The organism is Pedobacter aquatilis (assembly GCF_032678425.1).
Classification (GTDB): Bacteria; Bacteroidota; Bacteroidia; order Sphingobacteriales; family Sphingobacteriaceae; genus Pedobacter; species Pedobacter aquatilis_B.
Genome location: NZ_JAVTSG010000002.1, coordinates 578,982 through 595,893, shown reverse-complemented (window position 1 = coordinate 595,893; position 16,912 = coordinate 578,982). Strand labels below are relative to the sequence as shown.

Sequence of the window (16,912 nt, the reverse complement as noted above, 5' to 3'; positions counted from 1 at the left end):
CGAAATCAAACCAATTTTACTAATTATTTTAGTATTTTTGATGATGGAAAATTTATTTTTAGTGTGTATCGTTCCGCCAGTTTCAATTGTAGAAGACATTGATGTTATCCGCAATTCAATTTCTGACAAACATAAAGTCTTCGAATCGCTAAAACGTCCGGCTCATATTACACTTTATAATCCAGTAAAAATTTCTTCTTTAGAAAAAGAAAAACGTTTTTTTAGTGCGTTGGATCGTGCTGCATACTCAAATGCGTTTCATCAGACCATCCAGAACTTTAATTCTTTTCCACAGCATACCATTTACATTGATGTTGAACAAAATGAAAGCTTAATGAAATTGCAAGCGCAAATTAAGAGCGAATTAAAGCCATTAAAACTTCTTGATGAAAAGAACAACTTCAAGTTTACACCGCATTTAACGATAGCTTTTAAGGATGTTAAGCCGCATCAATTTACTGCGATATTGGACGAATATCAGAATAAAAACTTTAAGAGAACATTTGAAATTAATCATTTATCTGTTTACAAACACATCGACAAAAGATGGCAACCCTTTAAAGAAATTCAGTTTAAAAATCCTGATGCAAAACCAGGCGTTTTAAATTTATTCAGTTAATTAGAAAGGCATCCCGATACCAAAATTGTATTGTAGGAAACGGTAAGTATCTGGTGCATGGGTTAAATTAAAGTTATTTCTAAAGTCTCTTCCGCCAGATAAAAATTTACCAATAACCCATTGTTCTGAGCCCGAAAATTGAGGGTCCTTAACCTTTAACCCAATATCAAACCTAAAAACAAAATACTGTACATCGTACCTAAAACCTGTACCAGCGCCAATTGCAGTTTGTTGCGCTAACTTACTAAGCCTTAAAAGCGTTTGCTGTCTAATTTCTTCACTTATGTTACCACTTAAGGTACTTTTGCCGTTAATATTCCACACGTTACCCATATCTACAAAAGCCGCACCTTTTAAAACACCTCCAAAGAATTTCCTCAACAAGGTATAACGATATTCTAAATTGGCTTCAATTTTCAACTCACCCAGCTGGTCTAAACCGAATAAAGTTCTTCTGCCTAAATCCGTACCAATCACATCACGGTTATAATTACCCGGGCCTAATGTTCTGGCCTGCCAAGCTCTGATTCCGTTTGAACCGCCTGCGAAGAATAACTTTTCAAATGGAATACCTCGTTGTTCAGAATTTCCATAGGCATAACCAACACCGGCACTTAATCTGGCTACAAATTGGTTTGTACCACTTAAATGCTTATACCAACGAATATCAACCTCCGGACGTACATATTGGTTAAATGGCAAACCTAATAAATTGGCAGAATTACCATTTGCGGGGTCTTTTTGCGCACCAAATGCGTTAGTTATCCCCTGTAAAAGGTTTCCGGCAATATCTACCCCGCCACGGAAATAAACAAAAGTTCTAAGCTGGTTAAGTTTATCAGCATTTAAGGTATAGGTGTATTTCATCCCTAAGGTTAAATCTTTTCTACCTAAAAGGATGCCGTAGTAAATATTATTAAGCAAAATCTCTTCCGGAATACTTGGATCTAGGTTTCCGAATCTGTACTCAAAATTTAATGGCGTAAAGCTGTGAAGCTTTGATTTTGTTTCAAACCAATCGTAAGTAATGGAGTTGATGAATATTCTTCTAACGGAAACATCTTTTTGCAAGGCGTAAATATAACTCGAAGAGAAAGTTGTGTGCGGCATTCCATTTCCACCCAAAACAGGATTGTAAAATGGAATAATCAGTCTTGGCACACTAATACTCGCACTGATGGAGAAATCACGTTGGTAAATATCACGAAAAGGCGAAGTTCCGTTTCCAATTCTGGATTGCAAACCGCCCTTCAGCTGTAATTCAAATCGCTCTGCGCCTCTAAATAAATTATTATTTGTGTAGGTATTACTCAAGTTAAAACCAACTGTACCACCATTAAAAGGCACCTCGCCCTCAACCCTATTACTCATTACCTTTTGCGGCGTTAAAAGTATAATCGGGTTTATTTTGTTCGATGTACTATCTCTTCGGTAATAATCGATTTTAACATTTTTGAAGATGTTAAGCTCATACATTCTATCATATGTAAGCTGTTCGTTCCGAATATCATAAAGGTCGTTTTGCTTTAAAAAATCGTAACGAACGATTGGATTTCTTCTGTACCGACCAGAAAAATCAGTATAAACAATACCATTGATGGTGTCTTTACTCAATTTATACCTTGCAGAATCCGGCAAACCATCCGGACTTGGCGCAATAAGCATATGTGTATTACCGATTTGAAATTGCTTATGGTTCCCATTAGGCGGATCAGTAACATTCAATCTCAAATCAACCTTTTTTATATCTTCAGTTTCAATTACATCGAAATTTACAAATGGACGTAAAAACTCATAGTAACCATTTTCTTTCATCACACGATAAATCTGATCGCGTTCGTAGCTAAGCGAGTCTGAATCGTATTGCATACCCTCATGCAAATGTGTAAAAATTGGTTTTTCCTTTTTATAGATTGCTTTTACTTGGGGTGTTAAAATAGAATCAGATAGATTTCTGATGTACGAAGCCGGACCAGGTTGCGCTTTAAACCTTACATCCGCTTTTTTATCTTTTACTTTAATATCTGATGTAACCTTTGCCTGAAAATACCCTTTGCCTTTCAAAAAACGTTCAATTTGGTTTCTGGATATTTCAACCAGAGCGCTATCTAAAATAGCAGGAGGTGAACCAAAAGGCTTTATATCAGTAGTTTTATACTTACCGTCTTTTGTATTAAATAAATTGTAGAGAGGCACATTAATACTAAAAGCAGATGATGGACGAATATCTTTCTGAACGTAATTGTAAGCCTGCTCTTCAAACTTGGCATCAATACTATCAATGGTAACTTTTTTAACAATAGCCTGGTAATCTGGAATGTATTTAGTTGATGAACAACCCTGTATTAAAACAATAATTAATAGTAATATTGCAGGACTTTTCAGTTTAGAATATTTAAAGGATTTGTATGCTTTCAAAATCTCAGATTAGTTTTATTAAATCATTACATCAAAAAAAATATCGTAAAGAAAATAGTCTTTTTTTGGTTGAAGGTATAAAATCAATAAAAGAATTTATACAATCAAACTATCAAATCCATACCATATTTTACAACACAGAACAGTATCATTTGTTGCCCAAATTACCTGCAAATATAAACTTATTTGAAGTAAACAACGCTGAATTAAGTAAGATTAGTACATTGCAAACGCCACAAGGTTTTTTAGCAGTAGTACACTTCCCTAAAACGTCTGCTGTAGATTTAAAATCACTCAAAAATCAATTCACCATTATTTTGGATGGTGTTCAAGATCCAGGTAATTTGGGTACGATAATCCGTACCGCCGATTGGTTTGGTTTTAAAAAAATTATTTGCTCTGATGATTGTGTTGAAGTTTATAATCCAAAAACGGTACAAGCCACGATGGGTTCTTTGGCAAGGGTAAATATTTACTATGAAAACTTAGTTTCAATTTTAGATAAAACCGATATACCAGTATTTGGTGCCTTATTAGATGGCAACTCAATTTATAAGGTTGATTGGGGAAATGAGGGATTAATTATTTTGGGTAATGAAGGTAAGGGAATCACTACAGAAGTAATAGAAAAAATAAACAAACCAGTAACTATTCCAAGGATTGGAGCAGCCGAATCGTTAAATGTTGCAGTTAGTGCTGCAATCTTTTGTGCTGAAATAGTGAGAGTTCGAAATTAAAAGCAGATTTTATTTGCGGACTAATTAATAATTCCTATTTTTGCAACCTTGAATTTAAGGGTCGAGTGGCCGAGTGGCTAGGCAGAGGTCTGCAAAACCTTCTACAGCGGTTCGAATCCGCTCTCGACCTCCATTTGTACAAATAAAAATAATAAAAGGTTAAAACCATGGCAGTTACCAGATTAAAAAGAAAAGACAGAAGAAATAAAAATACCGCTCACCAAGAAGTGGATTTCTTAAAAAGAGCTACTAACATTGAGTTAGGAAGTCGCTCTGCACAACCTAAAAACGACCAATTAGCTAAAAACAACGCTGTATTAGCTGCTTTAGCAAAATAGTTTTTAGAATCTTCTAAAAAGCTTAAAGCATCCTTCTGATCAAAGGATGCTTTTTTTATGCCTAAAATTTTCTCTTTAATTTTATATTTTTCAAAGACTGTAAGTTAATCTATTCGAAATCTATGACTGATATAACTTACTTTCACGACAGTTATCTCAATTAAATCCATTTGATAATTTTAATTGCATTGAAAATTTCGACTATTGTTGCCAAAAGAATAAATTTGAGTAAGGTAAATCGTTAAAAAATGAATCTTCAAGAAACCATATCAACACTTAAATTGCTTGGCGATGAAAAAGTTAGACAAATGCACCTAAAAAATGGAGCAAGAGAAAACTTGTACGGTGTAAAAATGGGCGACATCAGAGCGGTTGCTAAGAAAATAAAAACCAACCATTCTTTAGCGCTCGAACTTTGGAATACTGAAAATATTGATGCGAGATTGCTTTCTATTTTAATTCTGAAACCGAAAGAACTCTCGGCTAATGAAATTGAGCAAATGGTTTCTCAAGAAAATTTTACCTGGGCTGCAGATTGGTTTTATAATTACATCGTTAAAGATTATCCAAACAATGAACAATTTCGTGAAGGATGGATGAATTCAAACAATAAAATGCTTGCCAGAGCAGGCTGGAGTCTAACCAGCGGTCGTGTAAGTAGAAATCGGGAAGGAATTAACATCGAAGCCTTATTAGTTAGAATTGAAAAGGAAATGCTAACTGCTGCTCCAGAAGTACAATGGACAATGAATACTACACTTGCCCAAATCGGAATAAATCATCCTCAACACAGAGAAAGAGCCCTAATGATAGGTGAATCATTGGGGGTTTACCGTAACTACCCAGTATCTAAAGGATGTACATCACCCTTCGCTCCTATCTGGATTAATGAAATGGTGAGTAGAAGCGATGGTTAATCTGAAATATAGACATTAGCCTCTTATTTACTAACTGCGTATAATTGCGTAATAGCTATCACAAACTCACGCAAAACACAAACACCTTACAATCAGAAGCTTATCTAAAAAATCTTGGAGAAACTCTAAATCACCCCCAATTAGATAAGGAAATTTTTTTATTACTTTCGCACTCCAATTAAGAATACGGATTGTAACCTCCTCATTACCAGATTTGTTTTATACTTTTTTTTTTACACCTCAAGCTGTACTTATAGTGAATAGTACAACTTGCTTTTATCCGCTTACCATAAGCTCATATGATTATGCAATTTAAGCAACTTTGACAATTATTTACGATAACAAATTCTACAAAATATACTATAACAAATGAAAAAAATAATTCTTTCCTTGGCACTATTATTTTCAACAGCTGTGTTTGCGCAAGTTGGAATAAATAATAAGGTTCCAAAAGCTACATTAGATATAACTGCAAAAACAATAGATGGTACCAAACCAGAAGGTTTAATTGCACCAAGGCTTTCTGGTGCCCAGATTAAGGCGGCAAGTAGCCAGTATGGAACCGACCAAACAGGCACTATTATATTTGCAACGAGTGCTTCAGCAGCAATTCCTGCTGATCCAAAAACAGCCAACATCAACGCTGCCGGCTATTATTATTTTGATGGCTCGGCCTGGCAAAAAATACTTACAGGTGCTGGTTCATCAGATTTAACTAACGATGCTTGGGTTAATGATGCTAGTAATGCAATGGTGAAATTGGGTACAAATGCAGACGGTACAACTTCAAGAGCAGCTGGAACAGAATTTGTAGCAAAAGATAATGGAACTGTTGGAATTGGAACTGCTTCGCCAAATAGTTCAGCTATATTAGATCTTTCGACAAGTAATAAAGGCTTACTTGCACCAAGAATAGGGCTAAAGAGCTTTACAGACCAAACCACCGTACCATCTCCAGCAACAGGCCTTTTAATTTACAATACAGGTGCAGATGCATTAAAATATAAAGGTTATGTTTTTTGGAATGGCTCTGAATGGAGATCTCTAAATAATACAACACTCATTAATCCAAGATTAACGAAAATTAACTGCAATACAGCATACCTCACGCCTGGAACCTATACCGCAAATACTGCTTATAGTGGTGTATTAACTATTCCATATTCTGATGGTAACGGTGGCCAATACGAAGGTGGAACATCAACCACCTCTAACGGATTGACATTTAAGTTATTACCTGGAACATTAGCTTATGGCTACGGATATTTATACTTTGTTGTAACAGGAAAACCAACACTTAGTTCACCAGCGCCATCAAATATTTCTATTAATAGTACCTTAATTCCGTTTTATGCCGGAACAAGTTGTATGACTGTTGATGTTGGCACAGGAGATGAAGACCCAGCTGGAACATCTGTAACAGCTAGCTACGACATTAACGAATTTACCCCAAGTAGCTCTGTAACATGTTTTGATGGTAGTAGATTATGTGTAAGGTATAATGGTATTACTGCAAATCAAATAGTACAAATGAAACAAGAGTATGGCTCTACCCAAGTTATGCTGGCTTATTCCTTTTTTGGCTCGGAAAGTGTTAACGGTGGTTCTGAAAGAAAATTTGTTAAAAGCCTAGCAGAAAATACATGGACGGATATATATAATTATGGGGGAGCTAACAATACTGAAGCTGCAACATCCATTGTTACACTTTTTGATAAAATTACTTTTCAGGCCAGAACTTATCAAGTTACAACTTCAATTGCATCTAGTGATGATTTAGGCTCAGGGAGAAGTAAATTATTCATTAAAATAACTAAATATTAGCATCAAAATATTTAAAGAAATCTGTTCTACTATTACCGGTTAACTTTATAATAAAATGTGTAATACAGACGCACACAGCAAAGTAAAATCCGGTGCAGATTTCCCTTCCTACATCAAAGAAATTAAATCTTAAGGTGTTACCCTTTATGAAGCATCCGTTACGGATGGACATATCAGATTTTTTACAGTTCATTAAAATGTGCGCAACTTGTGGTATTGAGAAATGGTTAATTTTAATTAATAAAATGAAATGTACTTAATTATGGTAGCCACGGAAATGAAGTTTTGACGGAGAAAATTCCTGAATAATATTTTCTTACTAAAAAAACTACTCAATAGATTAAATAATTTAGCTTAACTGTTAGCATATTATTTTTTTTTTAAATTGCATCGAACAATTGTTATATGAGCAAAGTAGCCGAAATAAAAACGAAAGAAAACGATTTAAATGTTGATGATTTTATTAATGGTTTAGCAACTGAACAAAAACGTGAAGATAGCCGAAAACTGATTGATATAATGCAACAGGCAAGTGGCGAAGAACCTAAAATGTGGGGTTCTAAAATAATTGGTTTCGGTAAGAAACGATACAAAAGCCCTAGCACAAATCGTGAAGTTGATTGGTTTAAAATTGGTTTCTCACCTCGAAAGACAGATTTTTCTTTGAATTTAGTTCTGAGTTTAAAGGAATATGAAAATAAATTAAACCAACTTGGCAAACACAAAAGTGGCGTTGGCTGTCTTTACATTAATAAATTGGCCGATGTTGATGAAAACATTTTGAGAGAATTAATTACCGCCGCATTAGAAGATAAATAATCCCTTGTAAATAAAATTATGAGCAAAAAACAACTATCTGCTGAAGAAACTGAAGGACTATTAGCTCTATTAAAAACCCGTTTTGACAAGAATGCTAATAGACATAAAGGAATAGAATGGAACGATGTTGAAGCTAAACTTAAGGAAAACACTGGCAAACTTTGGTCGCTAAACGAAATGGAACGGACCGGTGGCGAACCTGATGTAATCGATTACAATAAAGAGACCAAAGAATACATATTTTGCGATTGCTGTACGGAAACGCCAAAAGGCAGAAGGAGCCTTTGCTACGACCGCGAAGCATTAGATAGCAGAAAGGAATTTAAGCCTGAAAACACAGCCATTGATATGGCAAATGAAATGGGCATCGAAATTTTAGATGAGACAGATTACAGGGCCTTACAAAAGCTCGGTAAATTTGACCTAAAAACATCAAGTTGGATCAAAACACCAGATGACATCAGAAAACTTGGCGGTGCAATATTTGCAGATTATAGATATGAAACTGTGTTTATTTACCACAACGGCGCATCCTCTTACTACGCGGCAAGGGCTTTTCGAGGATTACTAAAAGTTTAACTTACTTTACCAGTGATTTACAAATCGATTTAATCAATCCCGGACCTTCGTAAATAAAACCAGTATATAACTGAACCAAACTTGCACCAGCATCTAATTTTTCCTGGGCATCTTTAGCAGAATGAATTCCACCCACACCAATAATCGGGAACGCTTTATTTGATTTTTCTGATAGATATCTGATAACTTCAGTAGAGCGTTCCTTTACAGGCTTGCCGCTCAAACCGCCCATCTCCCCGCTCAGGTTTTTTTCTGTAGCCAGATTTTCTCTGCTGATGGTTGTATTAGTTGCAATAATCCCAGCAATTTTAGTTTCTGCTACAATTTCGATAATATCATCTAATTGTGCATCAGTTAAATCTGGTGCAATTTTGAGCAATATTGGCCGAGATATGTTGTTTTTTAAATTGAGTTGCTGAAGTGTGTTTAAGATATTTTTAAGTGGTTCTTTTTCTTGTAATTCACGCAAGCCTGGTGTATTAGGGGAACTAACATTAACCACAAAATAATCAACCACATCAAACAATCTATCAAAGCATTTAATGTAATCACTTACCGCATCTTCATTCGGCGTTGCTTTATTTTTACCAATGTTTCCACCAACCACAATATCAGGGTGTTTATCTTTTAGCATTCGCAAGCGCTCTGCCATTACATCAACACCTTTGTTGTTAAAGCCCATTCGGTTAATTAAGGCTTCATCGTTTGGCAAACGAAACATCCTCGGCTTATCATTGCCAGGTTGTGGCATTGGCGTAACCGTACCAACTTCTATAAAACCGAAGCCAAGATTGCTTAAAGATTCGACATATTCGCCATTCTTATCGAAACCAGCGGCCAAACCAACAGGATTTCTAAATTTAATACCAAAAACTTCTTTCTCTAAGCCTTTTATGTGTACATCGAAGCTACTACGAATAATAGTTTTACCAAGTGGAAATTTATCATTAAACCATTTTAACCGCTTTACAACGAAATAATGTACGTTTTCAGGGTCAAACTTGAAGAATATTGGTTTAATTAGGCGATACATGCCACGAAGATAAATAAAATATAGAAAATAATGGAAAATGTAAGATGGATGTAGGGAAGATGGATAATAGGAAAATGTAAGAAGAGACAATGGATGATGGTAAATTGAAAAACCTCTTAATATTTTAAGTTTCCCATAATATGTCATCAATATTGTATCTCAATTTACATCATCTATTATCACATTATCCCTGTTACATTTTCCATCCTACTTATTCCATTTTCCATATTAAATCACGCCCATCTTCCTTCATCCATCTTCACATCTCACATCAACTAGTATGCTGCTGTAAATTGTTCCTGGTGATGTGCATTATTTTCCAGTTCATCTGCCAAAACAATCGATAAATCTTCGACAGATAATACTGAGCGGCCTTCTTCATTAAAAACAGGAGAAGTTTTACCTAAACGATATTTGCCCGTACGACCGATTGTAATACCAGGGTGCATTTCAATCGCCGGACTAAAAAACAACCAATCCAATTCTTTTTCTTCTTTTAAAGTATTAAAGTAATCCCTAACTGCTGATGCACCCGGATAAATATCTTTAGGGAAATTCTCGCCATCTACCAGTTGATTTCCATCAATTTGCAAAGTACCTGCACCACCAATAAAAATATAACGTTTTACACCGGATGCTTTAACGCCTTTCTGAATTGCCTGTGCACCTGTTATGGTATCGTTATAAAGATTCGGGTTTGTCCAACCAGCATTAAATGCACTGATTACAGCATCTGCACCCTTTAATGTTTCAGCTAATTTTTCTGTATCTAAAACATCAACCGAAATTTTGGTTACTTTATCAGCGCTGTTTTCAATTTTTTCGGTATCGCGGGCGATTGCAATTACTTCATTGCCACGATTTACCAATTCGTTAACCAAAGCTTTACCTACAAAGCCTGATGCGCCTATTACTGCTACTTTCATGTTATTTAAATTTAAATTATTAAGTTTTGAATGAGTGAATTTTAAATGTTTATTGTAATAAATTTTGTTACAGTTATAATTAAAAAAATATTATTTAAATTTTAATGCAAAATCAGAAAGCGTTTGTTTTGATAAATTACCAATCAAAGCATTTTCAGCATCGCTGTAAAGCGTACGTAGATGTTGATTAATTTGCTTTCCAATTGGACATTTTGGGTTAGGTTCATTTTTACTTTGTCCTAAAATATTATCATTCCGAACGGCCCTGTAAACGTCTCCTAAGTTAATATCGATAGCATTTTTCGCCAGAAAAGAACCCCCACCCTTCCCCTCCTTACTTTCTACAAAACCATGTTTGCGCAGATTGGCAATTTCCTTTCTTACTAAAACAGGATTTATGTTAATGCTCCCGGCCAGATATTCCGAACTCACAACTTCCCCTTTCGCATCTTCGAGCAAAGTAAGTATGTGTAAGGATATTGGAAATCTGCTATTCATTCTGTAATTATTTTTATTACAGTACAAATGTATGTAAATAATTTAGATTTCAAAAAAAATTAACACTTTACTCTTAATTGATTTGCGCTGGAAGTAAATTAAAAAAAGTAGGCGATGCTAAGCATCAAACAAACTGTTGATTTGTGCATACTGCAAAAGCATTATCGTTTTACCATCTTTAATTTCGCCTGTAGCAATCATATCTAAAGCTTCATCAAATGATGTTTCTAAAACCTCAATATTTTCTTGCTCTTCAAGATGTCCGCCGCCCTCACTCACCTTCATATCTTTTGAATATTCAGCAACAAAAAAGTAAAGAATCTCAGTCACCGAACCTGGCGACATATAGGCTTCAAAAACCTTTTTTACATCTTTAATTTTATAGCCCGTTTCTTCTTCCGTTTCGCGTTTTATTGCCGTTTCCGGATTATCTTTGTCCAATAAACCTGCACACGTTTCAATGAGCATTCCAGTTTCATTACCATTAATGTAGGTGGGTAATCGGAATTGCCTTGTCAAAATTACAGTTTGACTGGCAACATTATAAAGTAAAATTGTAGCACCATTTCCTCTGTCGTAAGCTTCTCGGTTTTGGGTTTCAACTGTACCATCTTTTTTTAGGTATTCGAATGTGATTTTGTTTAGGGTGTACCAATTATCTGAAAGAATTTCTTTGCTTATTATCTTTATGTTTTCGTTGTTCATGCTCTAAATATATGAGCTTAAATGTAATTATTTTTTTCCCAAGGGATTGATGACATGCAAGCCTTAATATAAAATTGGGTTGTCTTAAAACAACATTTGGAAGGTGAAACACTTATATTTTACGACAAATTCGACAAAATATCACTGACTAATTTGAATGTCCTTTTATTCTTAAACCCGATTGTAGTGTAAATACTTTTTGGAGTACTTAATGAATAAGATTACTACGCCCTTCCTCCTCGCAATGACGACAAATATAGCATTGTAGAATCTAACAAAAAGATTGCAACGGAAAGCGGGGCCAACCCTAACCGATAAGTCACAGAGCCCACATTTTCAAAATAAAAAAATCCTTGCAAATTTAAGATTTGCAAGGATTTTTAGCTTTAGTCTTTCGTCTTTCAGCTTATTATGGCCATACACCTAAATTCATGTAAGAAACGGCAATTTTGTCAATTGAGTTAACAAAAGCTGCTGTTCTCAATGTTTGTGTACCTGGTTTTACTTTCAAAGTTTCACGAATTTCGTGGTACGAATGAATCATGGTATCTTCTAAACCTGAGTTTACCAATTCCATTTCCGAAGCGCCTTTAACAATCATTAAACGGTGTTCAGGAAGAATGGTTTTACCAGTCAAGTTTTCTAAAGTTGCAATTAAATTTGCGTTTGAATTAGCCGCGTAACGGTTTTCCATACGTCCGAATGCTACGTGAGAAAGGTTTTTTAACCACTCAAAATAAGATACCGTAACACCACCGGCGTTGCAATACATATCCGGAATAATGATACCACCCATTTCGGTGAAAATAGCTTCAGCTTCTGGAGTAGTTGGTCCGTTTGCACCTTCAGCAATAATTTTTGCTTTGATGTTGCGGATGTTTTCTTCTGTAAATTGGTTTTCTAAAGCTGCCGGAACAATGATATCGCAATCTTGCTCTAAACCTTCCATTGAGTTTTTGAAATCGGTAGCGCCTGGGAAACCTAAAATTGAACCTGTGTTTTTACGGTGAGCAAAAACTTCATCAACATTTAAGCCGTTTGGATTGTAGATAGCACCTTCATACTCGCATAAACCAACGATTGTTGCACCAAATTCTGCTAAGAATTTAGCCGAGTGGTAACCCACATTACCTAAACCCTGAACGATTACACGTTTATCGCCTAAACCAGCTTTTAAGCCAATTTTTGCCATATCTTCTGCAACTTCTACACACTCACGCACTGCATAAGCAACACCACGACCAGTAGCCTCTTTACGTCCGCGGATACCATGTAAAGCAATTGGCTTACCTGTTACGCAACCTAAAGCATCTAACTGACCAGGATTCATGGTCATATATGTATCAGCAATCCAGCTCATTTCGCGTTCACCTGATCCATAATCTGGAGCAGGAACATCGATACCAGGACCAATAAAATTCTTTTTAATTAACTCAGTAGTGTAACGACGGGTAATCGTTTCTAACTCTGCTACACTATATTGTTTTGTGTTGATTTTGATACCGCCTTTAGCACCACCGAAGGGTACATTAACGATAGCACACTTGTATGTCATTAAGGCCGCAAGTGCCATAACTTCATCTTCGTTAACCATTTCGCTGTAGCGAATACCACCTTTTGTTGGGCTCATGTGATGCGAGTGCTCCACACGCCATGCATCGATTACTTCAAAACCGTTTCCTCTGCGAATTGGAAATTGGAAACGATACACACTATTACACGCTTTAATCTGGTTCAATAAACCTTCCGGATGATTGGTGAATTGAGCCGCACTGTCAAAGTTCTTACAAACATCTGCAAAGAACTTGTTCTCGTCTGCTAGATTAGCCATTATTTATTTTTTATGAATTAAGTATGCTGCAAAATTGCCTAAAAAAACCGCATATATCCAAATGAAAAAATACTTAGTGTATAGCCAACACCAATCGTTTTTGGTTCAAAAAACAACTTTAAAACGTTTAAACTTAGTTTTTAGTCGTATTTTCTTTTTCGATTTTTTTTAATCTTTTATCGATAGAAAATAGATAAACCAATAAACCGACTAAAATTATCACAATGCAGGCTACAACAACGTAAATTTTGCCATTGCTGCGCAGCGTATCGGCCATTTCTACATCGTTATTTTGTGCAAATAATTGTATAGTTGTAAACATTAGTATAAGTGAGAATATTATTTTTTTCATGATGAATTTTTAGTTGATTGGTGATTCGTTTTTTCGATGTTTGGATGTTGAGTTTTTGGTTATTTAAACCACTCTTTGTTCCTTAATCCTTGTTCTTTACTCTTTAATCCAAATTCTGTTGTTTATTCTCTATCGAACGTAACCTGAAACGAATGGTATAAACCCAATAACCGATTAAAATCCAACCTAAACAAGCCGGATAAAATACCATGCGCATACGGCTATCTAAATCATAACTGTTAAAACCCGGATTACCGCCGTTTCCTGGATGTAATGAATCTTTTAAGCGTGGTAAAACGAAAAGTAAAACCACCATCATTGGGAAGGCGAAGATGTTATAAATGGCCGAAATTTTTGCTCTCTTTTGTTCTTCATCTATCGCATTGCGAAGAATTAAGTAAGCGAAGTAAAGTAAAACAGATATCGCAGCAAAGTTTTGTTTTGGATCAAAACTCCAGAACTGCCCCCATGTATATTTAGCCCAAACAGCTCCGGTTACTAAACCCAAAAGTCCGAAAATGATTCCTGCATTTACACTTTCTACAGCTTTTAAATCATCAATTTCGCTTTTTGAGCTTAGTGATTTTACACTGTAAAAAACAGAAATAGAAAATAAAACAATCATTGCAAACCACATTGGTACGTGGAAATACAGATTTCTGATTGATTCATTTAAAATAGGTAAACGCGGAACGCCTAATAATAAGCCTGCAATTGCAGTATAAATTACCAAAACTGAACCCAAAATTTTCCACCAAGTTTTATTCATATGTAATATAATTATTGAGTTTTGAATGATTGAATTAGTGAATGTCTATCACTTGCCAAATCAATTATACACTCATTCTATTTAATTTTGAATTTTAAATAATTGAATTGATGATTGCTGTATACCCATTCTTTCATCCAAAATTCACTCATTCTACAATTCCCTTAATCCCTCCAAAGGTAAGGAAATAGTAATAATGAGGTTGCAACGGTTAATACATTTACCAAAAACAACATCCCAATTTCATCGTAACTATTTTCCCAAGGCAAGCCATCAACCGCGTTTTTAGCCAATTTTATTAAAAGTATAAGTACGGGAATGATGATTGGAAAACTCAAAATTGCCATAAGCATTCCACCATTTCCTGCCTTACTTGCAATTGCAGAAACCATTGTAAAAACGGTTGAAAAACTGATGCTACCCATTAACACAGCAACATAATAAAGCAGCAAATCTGGAGGTGTAAAAGAATCGAAAACCAGAGTATAAAAACCTAATGCAATGGTAGTTAAAACTAACATCAACAGGACATTGTAAACGGTTTTAGAGATTAATACCGCAGCCGGACTTGCTAAAACATAACTATACAATTGCTGTCCTCTGGTTTCTTGTAAAAAACTTTTAGAAACACCGTTAATAGATGCGAAAAGTATAATTATCCAGAACAATGCATTCCAGGCTAGTTTATCGCCAAGACTAACAAAAGATAAATAGCAGGTAAAAATTGTAGAAACAACATATAGCAATACTCCGTTAATGGTGTATTTGGAACGCCACTCTAACAGTACTTCCTTGTGGATTAAGTATTTAACCTCTTTGGCCAATTGCATAACCGCAAAGATACTTTTCTTACCAAATATTGCGATGTTAAATTGTAGGTTTGTTGTAATATTGTTTAGAATTTTAGCGACACTTCGGCTGCCACAGAAACACAGAATACACGGAAAATAAATTTGATTTTGCTTTAATGAAAATCTTTTTAGAAAAAAATAATAACTTTCTTGTTTCTCCGCGAACTCGGTGCTTCCGTGTCGAAAAAAAACTATGAACCACGCATCAGTTATAGAATCTCCAATTGGCAAAATAACCATCATAGCTGATGATGATTACATAACGGAAGTAACTTTTTCTGAAAAGGTAATTGATGAAATGCCTGAAAGTGAATTAACTAAACGTGTTGCCTCTCAATTAGAAGCGTATTTCAAAGGCGAATTAAGGGATTTTGATTTTCCTATCAAACAAAAGGGAACAGAATTTCAACAGGAAGTTTGGCGAAATTTATTGACGATTCCCTACGGCGCAACTACATCTTACGCTAAATTTTCGGCACATAAACCTTTAGCCATTCGGGCAATAGCCGCAGCAAATGGCAAAAATAATATTGCGATTGTAGTACCCTGCCATAGAGTTATTGGAAGCAATGGTAAATTGGTTGGTTACGCTGGTGGCTTATGGCGTAAGCAATGGCTGTTGCAACATGAGCGGGAAATAGCTCAACAGGGCCAGGCAGAACTTAAATTTTAAAACTTAATTCAAATAGTTTTCGTAAGTAACATAAACCTCTATTGTTATGAAAACGTTTTGCACCATACTATTCGTAGTATTTAGTTTTTTTTCTGCTGATAAAAATACGCCCGTTAATAAACTCGACTTGAATAAATATTCAGGCACTTGGTATTCGCTATATTCTATTCCAACAATTTTTGATAAAGGCAGCAGAGAAACTACCACAAGATACACTTTAAATAAAGATGGATTTTATAATGTGGTTACTACTTACAAAAAGCCAAATGACGAGAAAGTCTATTCCAGAAACTCGAAAATGTTTCCGTCAGAAGATGGGAATAAGGGCGAGTTGCAGGCGCAATTTGTTTGGCCGATTAAGGTAGATTACTGGATTATTGAGCTCGCAGATGATTATTCATACGTAGTTGTTGGTCACCCAGACCATAAATTTTTGTTCATCATGAGCCGCACGCAAAGTATGCCGAAGAAAACTCATGATGAAATTGTTGCCCGATGTAAGGCTAAAGGCTACGAGGTTGCTAAACTTACTTCGCAATTTAAAGACTAGTTGTAGACGCTGTAATTTTTGCTCCGCGTTTAGTGCTGAAAAGCAAAAATATTACGCCTACTAAAAAAACTATCCATCCCCATTGGAAATGAACAACTTTACCAATTAATTTATTTGCAAAACCATATTTGGTGTAATTATTTGCAGTGAAGTAAACCGCCACAATAGCTAAAACATACCAAATTGCCATAACAAAACTGATAAATCTAAACGCTCCAGCTTTTCTGATAAATAAAATTAATACGGCAATCGCAAGTATTGCATAAGTTATGATAAACAAACGGGCATCTGATTGATAGAGATTCCAGTTGCCTTTAATTGGCACTTTTAACATTGGGCAGAAACTTGCTACAACGCATAGAACAATGCCTAAATATGCCCTGAATTTATTTAGAATTAACATATTGATTTACGATTTTAGATTTACGAAATACGATTAGGAATAACGAACTTGACTGGCATTTTTAAACGAC

Annotated in this window: 20 protein-coding genes and 1 tRNA gene; 11 read left to right on the top strand and 10 right to left on the bottom strand. The window is 35.3% G+C overall.

The window, feature by feature from the left end; genetic code table 11:
* Positions 1–40 precede the first annotated feature (40 nt).
* Entirely contained in the window at positions 41–619 is a 579-nt protein-coding gene (locus tag R2Q16_RS08695; protein WP_316736482.1) for a 2'-5' RNA ligase family protein, read from the top strand.
* Here R2Q16_RS08695 and R2Q16_RS08690 read toward each other — a convergent pair whose 3' ends face one another.
* Positions 620–3,037: a BamA/TamA family outer membrane protein gene (locus R2Q16_RS08690; RefSeq protein WP_316736481.1), complete on the bottom strand. Its 2,418-nt coding sequence runs from the start codon at positions 3,035–3,037 to the stop codon at positions 620–622. It abuts the gene before it with no gap.
* Between R2Q16_RS08690 and R2Q16_RS08685 the strand changes: the two genes are divergently transcribed.
* From R2Q16_RS08685 to R2Q16_RS08650, 8 genes are all read left to right on the top strand, one after another.
* Complete coding sequence (locus R2Q16_RS08685) at positions 3,028–3,774, top strand: RNA methyltransferase (RefSeq protein ID WP_316736480.1); 747 nt, start codon at positions 3,028–3,030, stop codon at positions 3,772–3,774. The genes R2Q16_RS08690 and R2Q16_RS08685 overlap by 10 nt on opposite strands.
* Before the next feature lie 59 nt (positions 3,775–3,833).
* A tRNA-Cys gene (locus tag R2Q16_RS08680) sits at positions 3,834–3,907 on the top strand.
* 34 nt (positions 3,908–3,941) lie between these two features.
* A complete protein-coding gene (locus R2Q16_RS08675; protein WP_231465309.1) occupies positions 3,942–4,112 on the top strand; it encodes a spore protein in 171 nt (56 codons plus the stop codon).
* Between the two features lie 248 nt (positions 4,113–4,360).
* Positions 4,361–5,029 carry a DNA alkylation repair protein gene (locus R2Q16_RS08670; protein ID WP_316736479.1) on the top strand — a complete coding sequence of 223 codons (669 nt, stop codon included), beginning with the start codon at positions 4,361–4,363 and terminating at the stop codon, positions 5,027–5,029.
* 369 nt (positions 5,030–5,398) lie between these two features.
* The gene (locus R2Q16_RS08665) at positions 5,399–6,853 is read left to right on the top strand and encodes a hypothetical protein (RefSeq protein WP_316736478.1); all 1,455 of its coding nucleotides are present in this window, start codon (positions 5,399–5,401) and stop codon (positions 6,851–6,853) included.
* 146 nt (positions 6,854–6,999) lie between these two features.
* Positions 7,000–7,113 carry a DUF1398 family protein gene (locus R2Q16_RS08660; protein WP_316736477.1) on the top strand — a complete coding sequence of 38 codons (114 nt, stop codon included), beginning with the start codon at positions 7,000–7,002 and terminating at the stop codon, positions 7,111–7,113.
* Between the two features lie 145 nt (positions 7,114–7,258).
* Positions 7,259–7,672: a DUF1801 domain-containing protein gene (locus R2Q16_RS08655; RefSeq protein ID WP_316736476.1), complete on the top strand. Its 414-nt coding sequence runs from the start codon at positions 7,259–7,261 to the stop codon at positions 7,670–7,672.
* Between the two features lie 18 nt (positions 7,673–7,690).
* Positions 7,691–8,251, top strand: a complete 561-nt coding sequence (locus R2Q16_RS08650; RefSeq protein ID WP_316736475.1) for a DUF4256 domain-containing protein — start codon at positions 7,691–7,693, stop codon at positions 8,249–8,251.
* 1 nt (position 8,252) lies between these two features.
* Here the strand turns inward: R2Q16_RS08650 and R2Q16_RS08645 are convergent, their stop codons facing one another.
* The 8 genes from R2Q16_RS08645 to R2Q16_RS08610 all read right to left on the bottom strand — a co-directional run bounded on the left by R2Q16_RS08645 (position 8,253) and on the right by R2Q16_RS08610 (position 15,195).
* Positions 8,253–9,284, bottom strand: a complete 1,032-nt coding sequence (locus R2Q16_RS08645; RefSeq protein WP_316736474.1) for a quinone-dependent dihydroorotate dehydrogenase — start codon at positions 9,282–9,284, stop codon at positions 8,253–8,255.
* Between the two features lie 275 nt (positions 9,285–9,559).
* The gene (locus tag R2Q16_RS08640; RefSeq protein ID WP_316736775.1) at positions 9,560–10,273 is read right to left on the bottom strand and encodes an NAD(P)-dependent oxidoreductase; all 714 of its coding nucleotides are present in this window, start codon (positions 10,271–10,273) and stop codon (positions 9,560–9,562) included.
* A gap of 27 nt (positions 10,274–10,300) precedes the next feature.
* On the bottom strand, positions 10,301–10,708 hold the full coding sequence (locus R2Q16_RS08635; protein ID WP_316736473.1) for an Rrf2 family transcriptional regulator: 408 nt from the start codon (positions 10,706–10,708) through the stop codon (positions 10,301–10,303).
* A gap of 117 nt (positions 10,709–10,825) precedes the next feature.
* Positions 10,826–11,413, bottom strand: coding sequence for a GDP-mannose pyrophosphatase NudK (gene nudK / locus R2Q16_RS08630; RefSeq protein ID WP_316736472.1), 588 nt, complete (start codon positions 11,411–11,413; stop codon positions 10,826–10,828).
* A gap of 409 nt (positions 11,414–11,822) precedes the next feature.
* On the bottom strand, positions 11,823–13,244 hold the full coding sequence (locus R2Q16_RS08625) for a Glu/Leu/Phe/Val dehydrogenase (RefSeq protein WP_316736471.1): 1,422 nt from the start codon (positions 13,242–13,244) through the stop codon (positions 11,823–11,825).
* Between the two features lie 133 nt (positions 13,245–13,377).
* Positions 13,378–13,596, bottom strand: coding sequence for a CcmD family protein (locus R2Q16_RS08620; RefSeq protein WP_316736470.1), 219 nt, complete (start codon positions 13,594–13,596; stop codon positions 13,378–13,380).
* A 103-nt stretch (positions 13,597–13,699) separates the two neighbouring features.
* Positions 13,700–14,365 (bottom strand): cytochrome c biogenesis protein CcsA, encoded by a 666-nt coding sequence (gene ccsA / locus R2Q16_RS08615; RefSeq protein WP_316736469.1) that lies wholly within the window; start codon positions 14,363–14,365, stop codon positions 13,700–13,702.
* Between the two features lie 164 nt (positions 14,366–14,529).
* On the bottom strand, positions 14,530–15,195 hold the full coding sequence (locus R2Q16_RS08610; RefSeq protein WP_316736468.1) for a heme exporter protein CcmB: 666 nt from the start codon (positions 15,193–15,195) through the stop codon (positions 14,530–14,532).
* A 214-nt stretch (positions 15,196–15,409) separates the two neighbouring features.
* On the opposite strand from R2Q16_RS08610, the gene R2Q16_RS08605 reads away from it, so the two are divergent.
* Both R2Q16_RS08605 and R2Q16_RS08600 read left to right on the top strand, forming a co-directional pair.
* On the top strand, positions 15,410–15,889 hold the full coding sequence (locus tag R2Q16_RS08605) for a methylated-DNA--[protein]-cysteine S-methyltransferase (RefSeq protein ID WP_316736467.1): 480 nt from the start codon (positions 15,410–15,412) through the stop codon (positions 15,887–15,889).
* A gap of 46 nt (positions 15,890–15,935) precedes the next feature.
* A complete protein-coding gene (locus R2Q16_RS08600; RefSeq protein ID WP_316736466.1) occupies positions 15,936–16,439 on the top strand; it encodes a lipocalin family protein in 504 nt (167 codons plus the stop codon).
* On the opposite strand, the gene R2Q16_RS08595 is transcribed toward R2Q16_RS08600, so the two are convergent.
* On the bottom strand, positions 16,429–16,842 hold the full coding sequence (locus tag R2Q16_RS08595; RefSeq protein ID WP_316736465.1) for a hypothetical protein: 414 nt from the start codon (positions 16,840–16,842) through the stop codon (positions 16,429–16,431). The two genes, R2Q16_RS08600 and R2Q16_RS08595, sit on opposite strands and share 11 nt — an antisense overlap.
* Between the last annotated feature and the right edge of the window lie 70 nt (positions 16,843–16,912).